The 16,991-nt window shown below is 58.5% G+C and carries 18 protein-coding genes; 6 read left to right on the top strand and 12 right to left on the bottom strand.

Annotated elements, in window-relative coordinates:
• The first annotated feature begins 54 nt into the window (after window positions 1-54).
• Window positions 55-945: a pseudouridine synthase gene (locus tag CKW20_RS26300; protein ID WP_095055483.1), complete on the top strand. Its 891-nt coding sequence runs from the start codon at window positions 55-57 to the stop codon at window positions 943-945.
• A gap of 89 nt (window positions 946-1,034) precedes the next feature.
• On the opposite strand, the gene CKW20_RS26305 is transcribed toward CKW20_RS26300, so the two are convergent.
• Together CKW20_RS26305 and mobA are read right to left on the bottom strand one after the other, a co-directional pair.
• The gene (locus tag CKW20_RS26305) at window positions 1,035-1,256 is read right to left on the bottom strand and encodes a YgdI/YgdR family lipoprotein (protein WP_038982251.1); all 222 of its coding nucleotides are present in this window, start codon (window positions 1,254-1,256) and stop codon (window positions 1,035-1,037) included.
• Between the two features lie 76 nt (window positions 1,257-1,332).
• Complete coding sequence (gene mobA / locus CKW20_RS26310) at window positions 1,333-1,935, bottom strand: molybdenum cofactor guanylyltransferase MobA (protein WP_095055484.1); 603 nt, start codon at window positions 1,933-1,935, stop codon at window positions 1,333-1,335.
• An 81-nt stretch (window positions 1,936-2,016) separates the two neighbouring features.
• On the opposite strand from mobA, the gene moaB reads away from it, so the two are divergent.
• Together moaB and glp are read left to right on the top strand one after the other, a co-directional pair.
• Window positions 2,017-2,556 (top strand): molybdenum cofactor biosynthesis protein B, encoded by a 540-nt coding sequence (moaB, locus tag CKW20_RS26315; protein ID WP_095055485.1) that lies wholly within the window; start codon window positions 2,017-2,019, stop codon window positions 2,554-2,556.
• Window positions 2,540-3,766, top strand: a complete 1,227-nt coding sequence (gene glp / locus CKW20_RS26320) for a gephyrin-like molybdotransferase Glp (RefSeq protein ID WP_095055486.1) — start codon at window positions 2,540-2,542, stop codon at window positions 3,764-3,766. The genes moaB and glp overlap by 17 nt, the downstream gene beginning before the upstream one ends.
• 64 nt (window positions 3,767-3,830) lie before the next feature.
• Here glp and CKW20_RS26325 read toward each other — a convergent pair whose 3' ends face one another.
• Window positions 3,831-4,148 carry a hypothetical protein gene (locus CKW20_RS26325; RefSeq protein WP_095055487.1) on the bottom strand — a complete coding sequence of 106 codons (318 nt, stop codon included), beginning with the start codon at window positions 4,146-4,148 and terminating at the stop codon, window positions 3,831-3,833.
• A 322-nt stretch (window positions 4,149-4,470) separates the two neighbouring features.
• On the opposite strand from CKW20_RS26325, the gene yegS reads away from it, so the two are divergent.
• Window positions 4,471-5,388 (top strand): lipid kinase YegS, encoded by a 918-nt coding sequence (gene yegS, locus CKW20_RS26330; protein WP_095055529.1) that lies wholly within the window; start codon window positions 4,471-4,473, stop codon window positions 5,386-5,388.
• Here the strand turns inward: yegS and CKW20_RS26335 are convergent.
• The 3 genes from CKW20_RS26335 to CKW20_RS26345 form a co-directional block, all read right to left on the bottom strand.
• Window positions 5,372-6,031, bottom strand: a complete 660-nt coding sequence (locus CKW20_RS26335) for a response regulator transcription factor (protein ID WP_095055488.1) — start codon at window positions 6,029-6,031, stop codon at window positions 5,372-5,374. The genes yegS and CKW20_RS26335 overlap by 17 nt on opposite strands.
• Window positions 6,028-6,921: a sensor histidine kinase gene (locus tag CKW20_RS26340; protein WP_095055489.1), complete on the bottom strand. Its 894-nt coding sequence runs from the start codon at window positions 6,919-6,921 to the stop codon at window positions 6,028-6,030. Before CKW20_RS26340 ends, CKW20_RS26335 begins: the two co-directional genes overlap by 4 nt.
• A 477-nt stretch (window positions 6,922-7,398) precedes the next feature.
• Window positions 7,399-7,869: a hypothetical protein gene (locus tag CKW20_RS26345; protein WP_095055490.1), complete on the bottom strand. Its 471-nt coding sequence runs from the start codon at window positions 7,867-7,869 to the stop codon at window positions 7,399-7,401.
• 454 nt (window positions 7,870-8,323) lie between these two features.
• Here CKW20_RS26345 and CKW20_RS26355 point away from each other — a divergent pair, with 454 nt between their 5' ends.
• Together CKW20_RS26355 and CKW20_RS26360 are read left to right on the top strand one after the other, a co-directional pair.
• Complete coding sequence (locus CKW20_RS26355; protein WP_095055492.1) at window positions 8,324-9,259, top strand: chemotaxis protein CheV; 936 nt, start codon at window positions 8,324-8,326, stop codon at window positions 9,257-9,259.
• A 162-nt stretch (window positions 9,260-9,421) separates the two neighbouring features.
• Entirely contained in the window at window positions 9,422-10,228 is an 807-nt protein-coding gene (locus CKW20_RS26360; protein WP_095055493.1) for an MOSC domain-containing protein, read from the top strand.
• Between the two features lie 74 nt (window positions 10,229-10,302).
• On the opposite strand, the gene CKW20_RS26365 is transcribed toward CKW20_RS26360, so the two are convergent.
• The 6 genes from CKW20_RS26365 to atuC all read right to left on the bottom strand — a co-directional run bounded on the left by CKW20_RS26365 (window position 10,303) and on the right by atuC (window position 16,989).
• Complete coding sequence (locus tag CKW20_RS26365) at window positions 10,303-10,587, bottom strand: pyrimidine/purine nucleoside phosphorylase (protein ID WP_095055494.1); 285 nt, start codon at window positions 10,585-10,587, stop codon at window positions 10,303-10,305.
• A 74-nt stretch (window positions 10,588-10,661) separates the two neighbouring features.
• A complete protein-coding gene (locus CKW20_RS26370; RefSeq protein WP_095055495.1) occupies window positions 10,662-11,210 on the bottom strand; it encodes an exonuclease domain-containing protein in 549 nt (182 codons plus the stop codon).
• Window positions 11,211-11,281: 71 nt separating this feature from the next.
• Window positions 11,282-13,243: an acetyl/propionyl/methylcrotonyl-CoA carboxylase subunit alpha gene (locus CKW20_RS26375; RefSeq protein WP_095055496.1), complete on the bottom strand. Its 1,962-nt coding sequence runs from the start codon at window positions 13,241-13,243 to the stop codon at window positions 11,282-11,284.
• A gap of 109 nt (window positions 13,244-13,352) precedes the next feature.
• Window positions 13,353-14,150: an enoyl-CoA hydratase/isomerase family protein gene (locus tag CKW20_RS26380; RefSeq protein ID WP_095055497.1), complete on the bottom strand. Its 798-nt coding sequence runs from the start codon at window positions 14,148-14,150 to the stop codon at window positions 13,353-13,355.
• Window positions 14,147-15,304, bottom strand: a complete 1,158-nt coding sequence (gene atuD / locus CKW20_RS26385) for a citronellyl-CoA dehydrogenase (RefSeq protein ID WP_095055498.1) — start codon at window positions 15,302-15,304, stop codon at window positions 14,147-14,149. Before atuD ends, CKW20_RS26380 begins: the two co-directional genes overlap by 4 nt.
• Before the next feature lie 68 nt (window positions 15,305-15,372).
• A complete protein-coding gene (gene atuC / locus CKW20_RS26390; RefSeq protein ID WP_095055499.1) occupies window positions 15,373-16,989 on the bottom strand; it encodes a geranyl-CoA carboxylase subunit beta in 1,617 nt (538 codons plus the stop codon).
• Between the last annotated feature and the right edge of the window lie 2 nt (window positions 16,990-16,991).

Here is a 16,991-nt window from a genome sequence, read left to right on the forward strand (position 1 = left end):
GTTCCGGTCACTGTTGGATAATGCCGCTCTGTATTGAGGGTTAGAGTTTTTCGTATGTCCACTTCATCTTTTTCTGCTGCACACAACCAGGCCAGCACGCTCTATCTGCCGCCGGGGCCGTGGCAGACCGTTCTCGATTGCCTGTGCGAACACTTCAGTGCCATCGGTCGTGAACAATGGCTGGACAGAATTGCTCGCGGTCGTGTCCTCGATGGGCAAGGCCTGCCGATCGCCCTGGACCTGCCTTACAAGGAAGGTCTGCGGATTCATTATTTTCGTGAGGTGCCGGACGAAAAACCGATCCTGGTGGTGGAGTCGATCCTCTATGCCGACGAGCATCTGGTGGTGGCAGACAAACCGCACTTCCTGCCCGTGACTCCGGCTGGCGAATACGTGGAGCAGACGTTGCTGCGGCGTCTGATCCGTCGCCTGGATAACCCGCATCTGGTGCCGCTGCATCGGATCGACCGGCATACGGCGGGGTTGGTACTGTTTTCAGCCAACCCTCAGAGTCGGTCGGCGTATCAATCCTTGTTTCCTACACGCCAGATCGAAAAGCGCTATGAGGCAATCGCCCGGGCATTGCCAGAACACTCCTTCCCGCTGGTCCATAAAAGTCGACTTATCGATGGCGAGCCGTTTTTTCGCATGCAAGAAGGTCCGGGCGTCAGCAACACCGAGACGGCTGTCGAGGTCAGGGAAAAAAATGGTGAACTCTGGCGTTATGCGCTGTACCCGGTGACAGGCAAGAAACATCAGTTGCGAGTTCACATGACCGCTCTGGGGGCCAGCATCTGCAATGATCCGTTCTATCCGCAGGTGCTCAAGGACGTTGAAGATGACTATGCCAACCCCTTGAAGTTGTTGGCCCAAGGGCTGCGATTTGTCGATCCGGTCACGGGGCAGGAAAGAGAATTCGAAAGCACCATTACTTTGCAGTGGTGATCACAGGGCTAACGACTCTGCTTTTCTTCAGCCACGAAAAAGCCCGCTTTAAAAGCGGGCTTTTCTGTATCTGGTTGTCGCCGTAAAGATTACAGATCTTTAACGGTACGGACCTGATCTTTGTTGACGCGGGTTTGCTTGCCATCCAGTTGTTCGAATTCGTAAAAGCCCGATTCTTCATCGTACTTAGGCGCGTCGACGGCCTGGATTTCTCGACCGTCATTCAAGGTGATCACTGTAGGCGATGCGCAACCGGCGAGGGTCGCAAGGCCCAGTGCGAGCATGAAAGTGGCGAGGGTCCGTTGGGTCATGGGTGTGTCTCCGAATGGGAATTCTTTTGGTTGCTGAGCTTGAGACGTGTACAACGCACGCAAGTTCCTTCGTGTGTCAGTCTGACACAGTGTGATGCGTGCTTAACAGTTCCGGCGTGTTGAGATTGGCCAGGCGAGGGTCGTTGTCCGGGCATTGCAGGGCTGTGGCGCCCAGCTTGCGCAGAAGGCGACCCGGACTGCGCTCGCCTTCATTCCAGGCGGTCTCGAAAGCCGCTGAAAGGGCGACAGGAATGATGCACAGCAAGGGTTCCCAATGTTCGCCATGGCGCAGCATCAGCGGTTTGTCCGGATGCTGTCCGGCGGTTTCACGCATGTTCTGGAGCAGCGCGGCATCGATGCGTGGTACATCGCAGGGCAGCACCAGTAAGTGAGTGTGACGGGCGGCTTTCAAGCCTGCGCGAATACCGGCCAATGGTCCTGGAAAGTCGCCTTCGTCGTCATGGACCAACTGATCCGCATAAGGCGCATATTTTTCCAGGTTTCTGTTGCAGGAGATGATCAGGTCATCACTCAGTGGGCGCGTCTTGCGGTGCAGATGCGCGATCAGCGGCTCGCCGTGCCATGCCAGTAAACCCTTGTCCTGACCGCCCATGCGTTGGCCACGGCCGCCGGCCAGGAGCAGAATGGAGCAAGGCGGCAGAGGTGTATTCGAGGTCATCGCACTTCTCCATGGGGGCGGCGAAAAAATGAGGCGCTGTGATATAACACCGGGCTGTTTCTCCTACAACTGGATGAGCCTATGAAAGCCAAGGCTGATGTACCTTTCGCACCGCTCAACATCGCGGTGCTGACTGTCAGCGATACCCGTACCCTGGAAACCGATACCTCAGGCCAGGTCTTCGTCGACAGTTTGAGCGCTGCCGGTCATAACCTGGCGGCCCGTGTACTGCTTAAAGATGACCTCTACAAAATTCGCGCGCAAGTCGCCAGCTGGATTGCCGATGAGGTCGTGCAAGTGGTGTTGATCACCGGCGGTACCGGGTTCACCGGTCGCGACAGCACGCCCGAAGCCGTGAGTTGCCTGCTGGATAAGCAAGTCGATGGTTTTGGTGAATTGTTCCGGCAGATATCGGTAGCGGATATCGGCACCTCGACGGTTCAGTCCCGAGCCTTGGCCGGTCTGGCCAATGGCACGTTGGTGTGCTGTTTGCCGGGCTCGACCAATGCGGTGCGCACCGGCTGGGACGGCATTCTCGCCGAGCAACTGGATTCGCGTCACCGTCCGTGCAATTTCGTGGCCCATCTGAAACAGGCGGCACCCTGTGAATCCCGCGGGTAAGCCAGGCAAGACTGGCAGTCTGATGGCTGTCGAGGAAGCACTGGCGCGTTTATTGGAAATGGCCGACGCCTCGAAGATTCGTGAGCGCGAACGCTTGCCGTTGGCGCAGGTTCAGGGGCGTGTACTGGCTGCTGACCTGATATCGACACTGGATTTGCCGCCCTGGCCCAACAGTGCCATGGACGGTTATGCCTTATGCCTGTCCGACTGGACGGGAGAGCCGTTGGTGGTCAGTCAGAAGATTTTTGCAGGCCAGGCCCCGGAGCCCTTGAAGCCGGGTACCTGCGCGCGGATCTTCACCGGCGCACCTGTGCCCGCAGGTGCCGACTGTGTCGAGATGCAGGAGAACGCCGAGGTTCAGGCGGATGAGCGGGTACGTTTCACCGAGATCATGAAGCCGGGACAGAACATCCGTCCACAAGGTCAGGAAGCCACCGTCGGTGAGCTGATCTTGCCCGCCGGAACGCGTCTGGGGCCTATCGAGCAGGGGCTGGCAGCATCGCTGGGATGCGCTGAGCTGAACGTGGTTCGCAAGGTTCGTGTTGCGGTCTTGTCTACTGGTGATGAGTTGATTGAGCCGGGCCAGACCCTTGGGCCGGGACAGATTTACAACAGCAATCGGGTATTGCTCTGCAACTGGTTGCAGCGCTTGGGTTGTGAGGTGATCGATGCCGGCATTCTTCCCGATGATTTAGCGACCACTCGTGCTCGCCTGGGTGAGTTGAAGGATGTCGACCTGATTCTCTCGACGGGTGGCGTATCGGTGGGAGAGGCCGACTTTCTGGGCATAGCCTTGCGGGAAGAAGGCGAATTGACCTTATGGAAGCTTGCCATCAAACCAGGTAAGCCGCTGACGTTTGGGCATTTTCGCGGCGTGCCTGTGATTGGTTTACCCGGCAATCCGGCGTCGACACTGGTGACTTTTGCTCTGTTGGCCAGGCCCTACCTTTTGCGCCGCCAAGGCGTCAACGAGGTTGAGCCCCTGAAGTTTCAGGTGCCGGCAGGGTTTGTCTGGCCCAAGGCTGGTAACCGACGTGAGTACTTGCGCGGACGTCTGGAAAATGGCCGGGCAATCATCTACAGGAATCAGAGTTCTGGCGTACTGCGCAGTGCAGCCTGGGCTGACGGTCTGGTTGAAGTGCTGGAGGGCCGTACGCTGATCGAGGGTGATTGTGTGAGCTTCATCCCGCTGAGTGAAGTCTTGAGCTGAACAGGCGCTGGTTTTGCCACGCAAGCCCGGGTGATCGCCTTGGGCTTGCATGCATGACCATTCCTTAATGTGCCAGAAGTGTCACGACCTGGTCGAAGCGGCTGTTGGTGATCCAGGCCAGAAGTCCCAGGATCACGGCTGTTCCGCCAGCTGAATAGGCAAGCCTGTGTTTGATGGATTTGACGTCATCCCGGACTTCATCCATGTCTCTTCGGATGTACTTGAGGTGTGCTTCCAGTTCAATGATGCGAGGTTCCATATCGACTTCTCCGGCGGGCTTTGCGCTGTTTTTGAGTTCAGCCTGATGATTGGCGCGATTGTCTGCGTACGGCGCGAACGGCGCGACCGGGGTTGCCGGTAGTCTGAGGTCATGGCTTTGCATGGAGTAACTGGCTCCTTGCGTTAAAACCATTCAAGTGATCGATGCCGTTGTTGCTTGCGGTTTTTGAGGCCCTTAAGGGGGTTCCATTCATTGTTTTCACGTCCCTGTGTAAGTTAACGGGTGATAACTGATAACCGAGATTCAACGGTGTACCAATTGTTCGGGTGGGTCAATTGAGCCGATTCCTCATGTTTTGTAAGAAAAAATACCTCTCTGTAGGACTCACGTTCCTTCCCTTGGAAATATTTGAAATCCTGTCGACTTTTATCAGTGGCTGCGAGTCAACATCTCCTATGGAATTGCGGATATGGGAGTCGCAAAAATGAGTGAACGCAAGGCGCTGTTGATTCTGCATGGCAAGCAGGCACTCAATGAGGAGGTCCGTGCAGCCGTCGAAGGCAAGCGCCAGCAGGGCTGGGAACTGGCTGTTCGACTGACCTGGGAGGCCGGTGATGCACAGCGGTTGGTGGAGGAAGCGCTGACGTCAGGTTATATGCAGCTGATTGCCGGCGGCGGTGATGGGACCTTGCGTGATATTGCCGAAGCCATGGCGGCGCATTCGACGCAGGCCAGTCTGGTGCTTTTGCCCTTGGGCACCGCCAACGATTTTGCTCGCGCTGCCGGTGTGCCTCTGGAGCCCGCCCAGGCGTTGGATCTTCTGGAGGCTGCCCCTCGAGCCATCGATCTGGGAGAAGTCGGCGGGCAGCTTTTCCTGAATATGGCCACCGGCGGCTTTGGCAGTCAAGTCACGGCCAATACCTCCGAGGATCTGAAAAAAATTCTCGGAGGCGCCGCTTATCTCTTCACGGGTTTATCGCGCTTCAGTGAGTTGCACGCGGCCTATGGCGAGTTGCAGGGGCCGGATTTTCACTGGCGCGGCGAATTGTTGGCATTGGGCATTGGCAATGGCCGTCAGGCTGGCGGTGGTCATGTGTTGTGCCCACAGGCGTTGGCTGACGATGGCCTGCTGGATATCAGCATTTTGCCCGCGCCACAGGAAGTGGTCAGTACCTTGAAAGACCTGCTGACCGATGGCTTCGGAATCGACAACATGTTTGTGCGAGCTCGCTTGCCATGGGTCGAGATCAAAGTCTCGGAGGGGCTTTATATCAACCTTGATGGTGAACCTCTGGAGGGCGATAGTCTGCGTTTCTCGGCGCGTCCGGCGGCATTGCGTGTGCATTTGCCCGAGGGCTCGCCGCTGCTGAGCGTCTCGCACCCGGCTAATCGTCCAGACTGATGATTTGCTCGCGCACGGCGAACAGCACCAGGCCGGCCACATCGTAGATCTGCAAGCGTTTCATTATCTGCGAGCGGTGGGTTTCGACGGTCTTGATGCTCAGGCCCAGGCCATTGGCGATTTCCCGGGTGGATTTTCCGCGGACAATCAGTCGCAGGATTTCCAGCTGACGTGCCGTCAGGTTGTGCGAATCCTGGGTTTGCGCCTGATTTTTCTGGTGTCGGGTCAGCGCCTGGTTGATGACGGTATGAGCAATGGCCGGGCTCAGGTAGCGTTCGTTATTGCGCAAGGCATCCAGGGCATGCTCGAGTTCGCTGGCCGTGGTGTCCTTGAGCAGGTAGCCATGAGCCCCTGATTCCAGTGCCTGCATGATGAGCGTCGGGTCGGAGTGCATCGACAGGATGAGCACTTTGCACTGCGGGCGTACTCTTTTGAGTCGCTGCAAGGCTTCAAGGCCACCGGTTTGCTTCATGGAAATATCCAGCAGAATGATGTCCGGGGATAGCTGCTCGACCATCTCGACCAACTGCGAGCCATCATTGGCCTCCCCGATTACCGCATAACCGGGAATATCCAGCACCAGAGCGCGCACGCCAGCCCTGATAAGCGAGTGGTCGTCCACCAGAAGTAAGTTACAAGTCAATGCATAACCTTATTCGTACTGGCCCGTTCCAGCGCACGCGGCGCCCAGGGGAAGAGTGCTTCTATTTGAGTGCCTTTGCCCGGTTCGCTGGTCACGGTCAGTGTGCCACCCAACTGATCGATCCGTTCCGACATCCCGGCCATTCCGCATTGCCCCTCGCGTGCGGGATCTGCCGCGGGCGAGAAACCCAGACCGTCATCGCTGATCAACAGCGTCAGGCCCTGGGGCAGGCGTTGCAGGCGGACCAACAGATTACTGGCCTCGGCGTGACGCAGTATATTGGTAATCGCTTCTTGAGTGATTCGAAAAGCCGCCACTGCCATTTCCTCCGGAATGCCTGTCAAGCGTTGATGGCATTCCAGGCTCCAGTGCACGGAGGTATTGGCCAGGGTCCTGAGCAAATGCGCACGCAAACTGGCTTCCAGCCCGAGACTGGCCAGTTGCCGCGGATTCAGGATGGCCGAAACGTCACGAACCTTGGTCAGGGTTTCGTCCAGCGTATCGCAGAGTACCGAACACTGCCCTTGCAGTTCTTCGGGCAATCGTCGTTTGAGCCATTCACTTTGAAGTTTGGCGGCGGTCAGCAATTGACCGATGTCATCATGCAGCTCACGACTGAGCCGGTGGCGTTCGTTTTCCTGCACTTGCAGCAGACGGTCAGCCAGTTCTTGAGGTTGAAACTTTATCGATTTGCGCGAGAGGCGATGTCCCACCCAGACACAGGTCAGCGCCGCACTATTGAGTACCAGCAAACTCACCGGCAGAGGCATGGACAGGCTGTAGACCAGCAGGCTGCCGAGCGCCGAGCAGACGCACAGTAAAAGCGTGAACCGGCGCGCGTTTTTTCGGGAAGGTGGCCACAGGGTAATTGACTTGAGGCTGGCGTACATAGCGGATGGAGCCAATGGATGTTCGCTGCGGGCAGACCGGCCATAAGGGCTGACGGGTCTCTGGGTGGAAATCTGTTGTATGAAGGCGCCTTCAATGGCTGTGTGCAGTACTCGAAATTACAGCCTTCAATGTGCTCGTCTGGAATCACTCTGTCATTAATTGACGTCAATTAACGGTCGGCATACTACCACTTAAGATACCGTTGGTCGCGTTCGGTATATAGCGCCATACAGACAGGAAATATAGTTTTTGGACAATAGTTCCATAATGGAAAAACCCTTGATTTTTGTCGTGGAAAGAATCGATTGCCGGGCATTTTGTTTTTATTGACAGGCACTAGCTGAAGTCGAGTCAGGGGGAATTATTTGTTTCGAGCTATCGTTGACTGGTATGAAATATTCAATTGCGACGAGCGCATCAAATTACGGCGGGCGTCATGGCAATAAAAAGCGCATTACGGATAGAAGCTGGTGATTTTAAGCTGGTCGTTCCGAGAACGAAACGAACCTGAACGGTCTGGAGTCGCTGAGCGGCTGAAACTGACTTTGCCCCACTTGAAACGCAAACGCTTCAATTAGCGACGTCTGTTCACTGTCATCGAGACCGAGTTGGCCGGTAGTCTGATCGATGAGTTCGAGTTGCCAGGCCATTAATGTGAAGCAGTCCTTGAGTGCATCCAGGGCTTGATCGTGCAGGTCCATGCGTTTCTGCGCGCGGCTCAGCAATCCATGGATATGCAGCGAGAACTCCGAGACCGACGCCAATGCCAGGGCATCGGCCTTGCTGGACAGCTTGAGAAGGGTGCTGAGCATGCAATCGATGGCGTCTTTGTCATTGCTGATCAGTTGCAAATGACTCAGGCACTCCTCGGATTTGGCCAAGAGTGTTTCAGCCTCGACGAGAAACTCTGGAAATCGTAGAGCCCATTCTTTGGTGTCGTTCGGCATATTTATCTCCACAACGTCATGTCAGATAAGGGAATGTCGTGTGTGCCGATGGGAACCCTACGTGTCCCGGCGCCGCCACGCTTTTGTGAGATCGTGCTCTGGCAGGTTTGAGTGCCGACAAGGAACTCGAGAGGGTGGATGCCTGCGATCGCACACAAAAGCCTGACTCCGTTCATGCACTGAGAATGGCGTCACATTAATGGCTATTGGATATTGCGAATATCAGGTTGGGCCTGATTGTTACTAGGGGAATCCCTTACGCAGGGGAACCTAACGTGCAAACCGAGGTCGCGCGGCAGGGAATGAAGCAGATGAAAATCACGGAGCCAGTAAAGCATGATGCTAATGTGACATCAATGTTGGTCTTGGCATTTTGTCTGGGAGTCAAGATCCGGTAAAAACAGCCGATAACTCCCTTTAGTGAATTCATCAGAACAAGCCCAGGAGTCATTAAATGGCCAGCATTCTCGACACGGTAGACCAACGCACGCAACTGGTGGGTGAGAATCGCCTGGAAATTCTCATGTTTCGGCTGGCCGGACGGCAATTGTTCGCGATCAATGTCTTCAAGGTCCAGGAAGTGCTGCAGCTGCCGAAGCTGACCCTGATGCCGCAGCGCCATCCCTTTGTTTGCGGTGTGGTCAACCTGCGTGGCCAGACGTTGCCGGTGATCGACTTGTCTCAGGCCATCGGTATGCGCCCGCTGGTGCCAAGCCCCACCAGTACCATCATCGTCACCGAGTACAACCGCTCGGTGCAGGCGTTTTTGGTCGGCGGCGTGGACCGCATTGTCAACATGAACTGGGAGGCCATTTTGCCGCCGCCGACCAGTGCCGGTCGCCAGCATTATCTGACCGCCATCAGCAAGGTCGATGACCAGTTGGTGGAAATCATCGACGTTGAAAAAGTCCTGGCCGAAATCGTTCCGTACAACGCCAAGGTATCGCGCGACAAACTCGACGATCCGGTTCTGGAGCGCGCCCGTGGTCGTGAGGTGCTGCTGGTGGATGACTCGAACGTTGCCCTGTCGCAATTGCGCGACACCTTGGGTCAACTGGGCGTGAAGATGCACATCGCCAGCGATGGCTTGAAGGCGTTGAACATGCTCAAGGCCTGGGCCGATACGGGTGAAGTCATGACCGACAAGCTTCTGATGATCTTCACCGATGCGGAAATGCCGGAGATGGACGGCTATCGCCTGACCACCGAAATCCGCAACGACCCCCGTTTGCGCGGCCTTTATGTGGTCTTGCACACCTCGCTGTCGGGCAGCTTCAACGACTCGATGGTCAAGAAGGTCGGCTGCGACAACTTCCTCTCCAAGTTCCAGCCCGACAAACTCGTCGACGTGGTGCGCCAGCGCTTGATGCTGGACGCAGTGCCTGCCTGAAATGGGTATGTAGGAGCCAGGCTTGCCGGCGAAGGCGTCCTTAAGAGCGCCTTCGCCGGCAAGCCTGGCTCCTACGAAAAGCGGGCAAGCGCTCTCAACAGGTCTTTGATTCGGTAATCAAGCTCGTATAGGGTGGCGTTTTTATCCACCAGGGAGTTGGCCATGCTGCGTCTGAGCGCGCTTTATCGTTTTCCGTTGAAATCCGGCAAGGGCGAGACCCTCAATCAGGTCAGCCTGGACAAACTGGGACTGGATGGCGATCGACGCTGGATGCTGGTGGACGAAGCCAGTGGGCGCTTTCTGACCCAACGCGCGGTCGCGAAAATGAGTCAGCTGTCGGCGTTGTGGAATGCCGACGGCGGCTTGACCCTCAGTGCTCCGGACTATTCACCGATCGATATTGCGTTGCCTGATAGCGATGCCGATCTGCGCGGCGTGACCATCTGGCGCGACACCTTGCGTGTTCCCGATGCGGGCGATGCGGCGGGTGCCTGGGTCAGTGAGTTCATCGGCAAGCCGACGCGCCTGGTGCAAGTGCCGCTTGATCGCGCGCGAACCACCCAGGCCGGCTATGGCAAGGACGATGATCAGGTGGCTTTTGCCGACGGCTTTCCGTTGTTGCTGATTGGTCAGGCGTCGCTGGAAGACTTGTCGAGCAAGGTCGGGCGACCACTGGAAATGTTGCGCTTCCGGCCCAATCTGGTGATCGAGGGCAGTGAAGCGTATGCCGAAGATAGCTGGAAGCGCATTCGCATTGGCGATGTCGAGTTCCGTGTGGTCAAGTCCTGTTCACGCTGCATTCTGACCACCATCGACCCGCAGACCGGCGAACGCAGCGAAGATCGTGAACCGCTGGCCACATTGCAGAAATACCGCACAGAGGCCGACGGCGCGATGTTTGGACAGAATCTGGTCAACGACGGTAACGGCCGCCTGGAAGTCGGTATGTCGGTGACGATCCTCGAATAAAAGCCCTTCAAAATGAAAAAATGCCCGTGTCCTTGGACACGGGCATTTTTTTGTCGCAGTGAACACCCAGGGATTTAGCCGCGGTATTCGCACAGGTAAGCGGTGTCGACAGCCACTTTCAGCTGGAACTTGCTGTTGGCGGGCACATTGAACTGGCTGCCGGCGGCGAAGGTTTCCCAGTTGTCACTGTCAGGCAGTTTGACGGTCAGGGCGCCGGACACCACGTGCATGATTTCACGCTGGGCAGTGCCGAATTCGTATTCGCCCGGTGCCATGACGCCGATGGTCGCCGGACCTTCAGCGGTACCAAAGGCGATCGACTTGACGGTGCCGTCGAAGTACTCGTTGACTTTAAACATGGGCGGTTCCTCGAAAAGGGCTAAAAAGGGCCGGCCAGTATGCACAAGGTGTCGAGAGGCGTCACCTCCTGCACTCAAGGATTGGCGGGGAAAATCAGCGGTAACAAACGCGCAGTATTGCGCGCGTCTTCCAGTGCCCGATGCTGCTGACCGTTGAACTGCAGGCCCGCCAGTTGCAAGGCTCCATTGAGGTTCAGCGGGCGCTCGAGCCGACAAGCCTTGGCGAAGCGTTGCTTGAGGTTCATGTGCGGCACCCGGCTCAGGGCGCTGTCGAGTCGCAGACGCTGCCAGTCCTGAAGCAGTTGTTTGCGGTCGTAATCGCCCCAACTGGCCCAGCCTTCCAGCCCCGCGTGATGTTGGCCGAGCCAGCGTTCGAACAACGGCCAGACGTCGGTGAGCGGCTGTGCGACATCGATATTGGCCTGGGTGATGTGGGTCAGTTCCCGGCAAAAAGGCGTCAGCAAGGGCCGGCGCAACGGGCGCACGAAGCACTGGAAGTGATCCAGTTCCTGGCCCTTGCGGTCCACGAGGGTGGCACCGATTTCGATGATTTCCATTTCCGTTACTGGCCAGCCACCCTCATCGGTGGTGGCTTCCAGATCAATGACCAACCAGTGAGGCATCGCAGGGTTCCTGGTATCCGCGTCCTGATAGGGCTTGAGCGTAGCCAAACCCGGCGGATCCGCCTAGCGGCTTATTCGACCTCTAACAAAATCTGACGATTTTTGACCTGGTCGCCGACTCTGACCTGCAAGCGTTTGAGCACTCCATCGATACCCGATTTGAGCGGATGCTCCATTTTCATCGCTTCGAGCACCACCAGCAGCTGACCTTTGCTGACCGTGCTGCCCTCACTGACCAATACATCGACAATTGCCCCGTCCATCGGCGCCTTGAGCGTGCCGGAACTGACACTGACCTGTCCGCTGACCAGCGCCTGGGTCCGATCGACCAGCCGCAGGCTGCCGGGGCGCATGAATAACCAGAGTTGCCCGGCTTCGAGGCGGTAGGCATGGCGTTGGCGGATGCCGTCGATTTCCAGGGTGGCCCAGCGTCCGTCGCACCCGATGACCTTCAGTTCGAGGGCACGAGTGCCGACCTGAGCACGGTAGGGTTTGCCAGGCTCAGCGTTCAATTCCACCGGCCAAGCCTGATCCTCCAGGCCAATTCGATAGTGCAAAGGCACGCTGGCGTTGTTGCGCCAACCGGCCAGCGGGACGCGATGAGCCTGCGCTGAAGCTTGATAAAACAGCGCCGCGGCGATGGCCAGTTCTTCGGCGCTCGGCACATGGGGATGCAAGCAGGGATGATCGGCGAAGTATGTGGGGATAAACCCGGTGCTGAACTCGCCGCTGATGAACTGCGGATGTTCCAGCAGGCTGGCGAGCAAGCGCTGATTGCTTTGCACGCCCAGCAACACGCTGTCCTGCACCGCCCGCAGTAATTTGCGTCGGGCTTCTTCGCGGGTGGCGCCGTGGGCGATGAGCTTGCCCAGCATCGGGTCATAGAACGGGCTGACAGACTGGCCTTCGAGCAGGCCATGGTCGATCCGCACACCGCCCTGCAATGCAGGCTCCCAGGCTGCGATTCGTCCGGTTTGCGGCAGAAATCCCTGGGCTGGATCTTCGGCGTACAGGCGCACCTCCATGGCATGCCCGTTGAGCTGCACCTGCTCCTGTCGCAACGGCAATGGCAACCCTTCGGCGACGTGTAACTGCCAGGCCACCAGATCGAGGCCGGTGATCAGCTCTGTCACCGGATGTTCCACTTGCAGCCGGGTGTTCATCTCCAGGAAGTAGAACCGCCCGCGAGCATCCAGCAGGAATTCCACGGTGCCTGCGCCGACGTAATTCACCGCGCGACCCGCCTTGAGCGCCGCCTCGCCCATGGCCTGGCGCAACTCGGCGGTCATTATCGGGCAAGGCGCTTCTTCGATGATTTTCTGGTGGCGGCGCTGGATCGAACAGTCGCGCTCGCCGAGGTAGATCAGGTTGCCGTGCTGATCGCCGAACACCTGAAGCTCGACGTGACGCGGGTCGATCAACGCTTGCTCGAGGATCAGTTCGCCGCTGCCAAATCCGTGCAGCGCCTCGGAGCGCGCGGTGCGGATTTGCTCCAGCAATTCTGCAGCGCTGTGCACCAGGCGCATGCCACGACCACCACCGCCAGCGCTGGCCTTGATCATCAGCGGGTAGCCGATGCGCTCGGCTTCGCGGCTCAGGGTCGCGTCGTCCTGCTCGCTGCCCTGATAGCCCTTGATGCAGGGCACGCCCGCTTTGATCATGGCGAGTTTCGACAGACGTTTGCTGCCCATCAGTTCGATGGCTTCGGGGCTCGGGCCGATGAAGATGATGCCGGCCTGTTGGCAGGCGAGGGCGAATTCTGCGTTTTCCGAGAGAAAGCCGTAACCGGGGTGGATGGCATCAGCACCAGTGCGCCGGGCGGCGTCGATGATTGCCGGGATGTTCAGATAAGACTGCTGCACCGGGGCTGGGCCGATGTTCACGGCTTCGTCGGCCATCTGCACATGCAAGGCATCGGCGTCGGCATTGCTGAACACGGCGACGGTGCGGTAGCCCAGTGCTTGCGCGGTGCGCTGGATGCGGCAGGCGATTTCACCGCGGTTGGCGATCAGGATTTTGCTGAAGGCGGGCATAGGATGTTTCCATTTTATTGCGGTGAATGTGATGGCCTCTTCGCGGGCAAGCCTCGCTCCTACAGGGGTATCACGCAGTCCGTAGGAGCGAGGCTTGCCCGCTAAGCTCTTAAATGGCCCACCCCGGTTTACGCTTTTGCACAAAAGCCATCGTCCCCTCGACGCCTTCGGCCCCGGTCACCGCTTCGCTGAACCATTCGGCCGCCTGATCCAGCAGGCCATCGGAAAGTTGCCCCGCACTCGCCAGCAACAGTTTTTTGGTCGCCGCATTCGCCCCCGGCGCGCAACACAACACATGGGCCAGCACTTCATCGAGGCGCTCGGCCAAGGCTTGCGGATCATGCTCGACAAAATGCACCAGCCCCATCCGTCGTGCCTGGGTGCCATCGAACCGTGCGGCGGTCAGGGCCAGTCGACGGGCCTGGGTCAGACCAATGCGCTGCACCACGAACGGCGCGATCTGCGCCGGCAACAGGCCGAGGCTGGTCTCCGGCAGACCGAATTGCGCCTGATGATCGGCCATCGCGATGTCGCTGACGCAGGCCAGACCGAAACCGCCGCCAAGCACCGCGCCTTGCAGCACGGTGATGACCACTTGCGGCGCGTGCTGGGTTTCTTCCAGCAAGGCGCCGAATGCACGGTTCAATTCGCGGTAGGCGGTCGGGCCTTGAGCGCGGGCATTGGCCATGTCCTTGATGTCGGCACCGGCACAAAAATGCCCGCCGGCACCGCCGATCACCAGCGCGCGAACCTGCCGGTCATCCCGCACCGCCGCCAGCACCGCACGCAGCTCGGCGACCATCTGCAAGCTCATGGCATTACGGCTGTCGGGACGATTGAGGGTGATGTGCAGCACGCCGTTATGCCGTTCGAGCAACAGGGTCTGGCAAACGGGAAGGGTGTTCATTTGTTTTTCCCCGGCAGGATGCCCATGAGTTTGCAGATGATCCCCAGCATGATTTCGTCGGCACCGCCGCCGATCGACACCAGCCGCACATCGCGGTAAGCCCGCGCCACCGGGTTATCCCACATGAAGCCCATGCCGCCCCAATATTGCAGGCAACTGTCGCTGACTTCCCGGCCCAGTCTCCCGGCCTTGAGTTTGGCCATCGACGCCAGACGGGTGACGTCCTGGCCTTTGATGTATTGCTCGGTGGCCTGATAGACCAGCGCCCGCAGGCATTCGATTTCAGTTTGCAATTCGGCCAGGCGGAAATGGATGACCTGGTTGTCGATCAGCGCATTGCCGAAGGTTTTGCGCTCCTTGCAGTATTCGATGGTGCTGTCGACGCAGTACTCCAGGCCTTTGATCATGTTCGCCGCGCCGAACAATCGTTCTTCCTGGAACTGCAGCATCTGCATCATGAACCCCGCACCTTCATGGCCGATGCGATTGCGTTGCGGCACGCGCACGTTGTCGAAGAATATCTGGGCGGTTTCCGAGCTGCGCATGCCGAGCTTGTCCAGGTGCGAGCTGAGACTGATCCCGGGGCTGTTCATCGGCACCATGATCAGCGACTTGTTGATGTGCGGTTTGTCATCCGAGGTGTTGGCCAGCAGGCAAATGAAGTCGGCGCTCGGCGAGTTGGTGATCCACATCTTGCTGCCGTTGATCACGTAGTCGTCGCCGTCCTTGCGGGCGTTGGTTTTCAAACCTGCTACATCGGAGCCGGCACCGACTTCGGAGACGCCGATACAGCCGACCTGCTCGCCAGTGATCGCCGGCCGCAGGAATTCTTCGCGCAGTTCATCGGAGCCGAATCGCGCCAGGGCCGGGGTGCACATGTCGGTCTGCACGCCGATGGACATCGGAATACCGCCGCAATGGATGGTGCCGAATTCTTCGGCGGCCACAATCGAATAGCTGTAATCGAGCCCCATGCCGCCGAATTTTTCCGGTTTGGAAATCCCCAGCAGACCGAGGTCGCCCGCCTTGCGGAAGATCTCATGGATCGGAAAGCGCCCGGCCTTTTCCCATTCATCGACGTGAGGATTGATCTCGTGATCGACGAATTGGCGGACGGTGCGGCGCAGTGCTTCGTGTTCCTGGGTGAAGATCATTTTTTATTGTTCTCCTGTGATCGTTCCCACGCTCTGCGTGGGAATGCAGCCTTAGACGCTCCGCGTCATCAAAAACGGGCGACGCCGAAACTGTTGGATTGCAGCGAACGAACCTCGGCCTCATGACAGATATCCAGCAAATACCCGAGCAACGTGCGGGTATCCCGCGGATCGATCAGCCCGTCGTCCCACAGATTGGCGCTGCCATACAGCGCGGTGGACTGGCTGTCGAGTTTCTGCGCGGTGACCTGTTCCAGCATGTCGAGCATTTTCGGGTCGGGCACCACCCCGTCCTTGAGCTGTTTGGCTTCGGTGACGATCCGCAATACTTTGCCGGCCTGGGCGCCGCCCATCACGGCGGTGCGGCTGTTGGGCCAGGCGAAGATGAAGCGCGGGTCGAGGCCGCGGCCGCACATCGCGTAGTTGCCGGCGCCGTAAGAGCCGCCGACGACGATCGTCAATTTAGGCACCCGGGCATTGGCCACCGCTTGAATCATTTTGGCGCCGTGTTTGATCACGCCTTGCTGTTCCGACTCGGTGCCGACCATGAAACCGGTGGTGTTGTGGAAAAACAGCAGGGGCGTCTGGCTCTGGTCGCAGAGCTGAATGAACTGTGCAGCCTTACTCGCACCTTTGGGCGTAATCGGGCCGTTGTTGCCGATGAAGCCGCAGGCGCGACCCAGGATCTGCAAATGCCCGCAGATTGTTTGCTGGTCGAACTCGCCCTTGAATTCGAGGAAGTTCGAAGCGTCGGCAATCCGGGCGATGATTTCGCGCACGTCGTAGGGTTTTTTCGGGTCATCCGGGATCAGACCCAGCAGTTCGTCGATGGGGTAGAGCGGTTCTTCCCAGCGACGTTCGGGTAACCATGGCAACTGATCGTTCCACCGCAACAGACTCATGATTTCGCGTACCAGGCGCACGCCATCGGCATCGTTCTCGGCCAGGTATTCGGCGGTGCCGGCGGTTTGCGCGTGCATCTCGGCGCCACCCAATTCTTCATCGGTGGCGACTTCACCGGTGGCGGCCTTGAGCAGCGGCGGCCCGGCGAGAAACAGCTTGGCCTTGCCGCGCACCACCACCACGTAATCCGACAATCCCGGCTGATAAGCACCGCCCGCCGTCGCCGAGCCATGGACCACGGTGATTTGCGGCAGGCCCATGGCTGACATCCGTGCCTGATTGGCAAAGCTGCGCGCGCCTTCGACGAAAATCTCCGCCGCGTAATTGAGGTTGGCGCCGCCGCTTTCGGCGAGGGTGATTACCGGCAGTTTGTTTTCCATGGCGATCTGTTGCAGGCGCAGAGACTTTTTCAAACCACTGGGAGAAATGGTTCCGCCCTTGATCGCGCTGTTGTTCGCCACCACCAGCACCCGTGCGCCGGACACATAACCGATTCCGGCGATCAAACCGCCTCCAGCCGAACTTCCGTCCTTGTCGTCGTGCAGCTTGTAGCCGGCCAGGCTCGCCAGTTCGAGGAACGGCGCGCCGGGGTCGAGCAATAGATTAAGGCGTTCACGGGGCAGCAGTTGCCCGCGCTTGTCGAACCTGGGCTTGGCTTCGGCGGCTTTGCTCAGCAAGTTCTGTTCGAGCTGACGGACCTGCTCGATGCCGGCCAGCATGGCCGCCCGATTGCGAGCGAACGGTTCGCTGAACGGGTCTACCTGGGACTGGATGACCGGCATGG

The sequence above is a fragment of the Pseudomonas sp. Irchel s3b2 genome (assembly GCF_900187445.1).
Taxonomy (GTDB): Bacteria; Pseudomonadota; Gammaproteobacteria; order Pseudomonadales; family Pseudomonadaceae; genus Aquipseudomonas.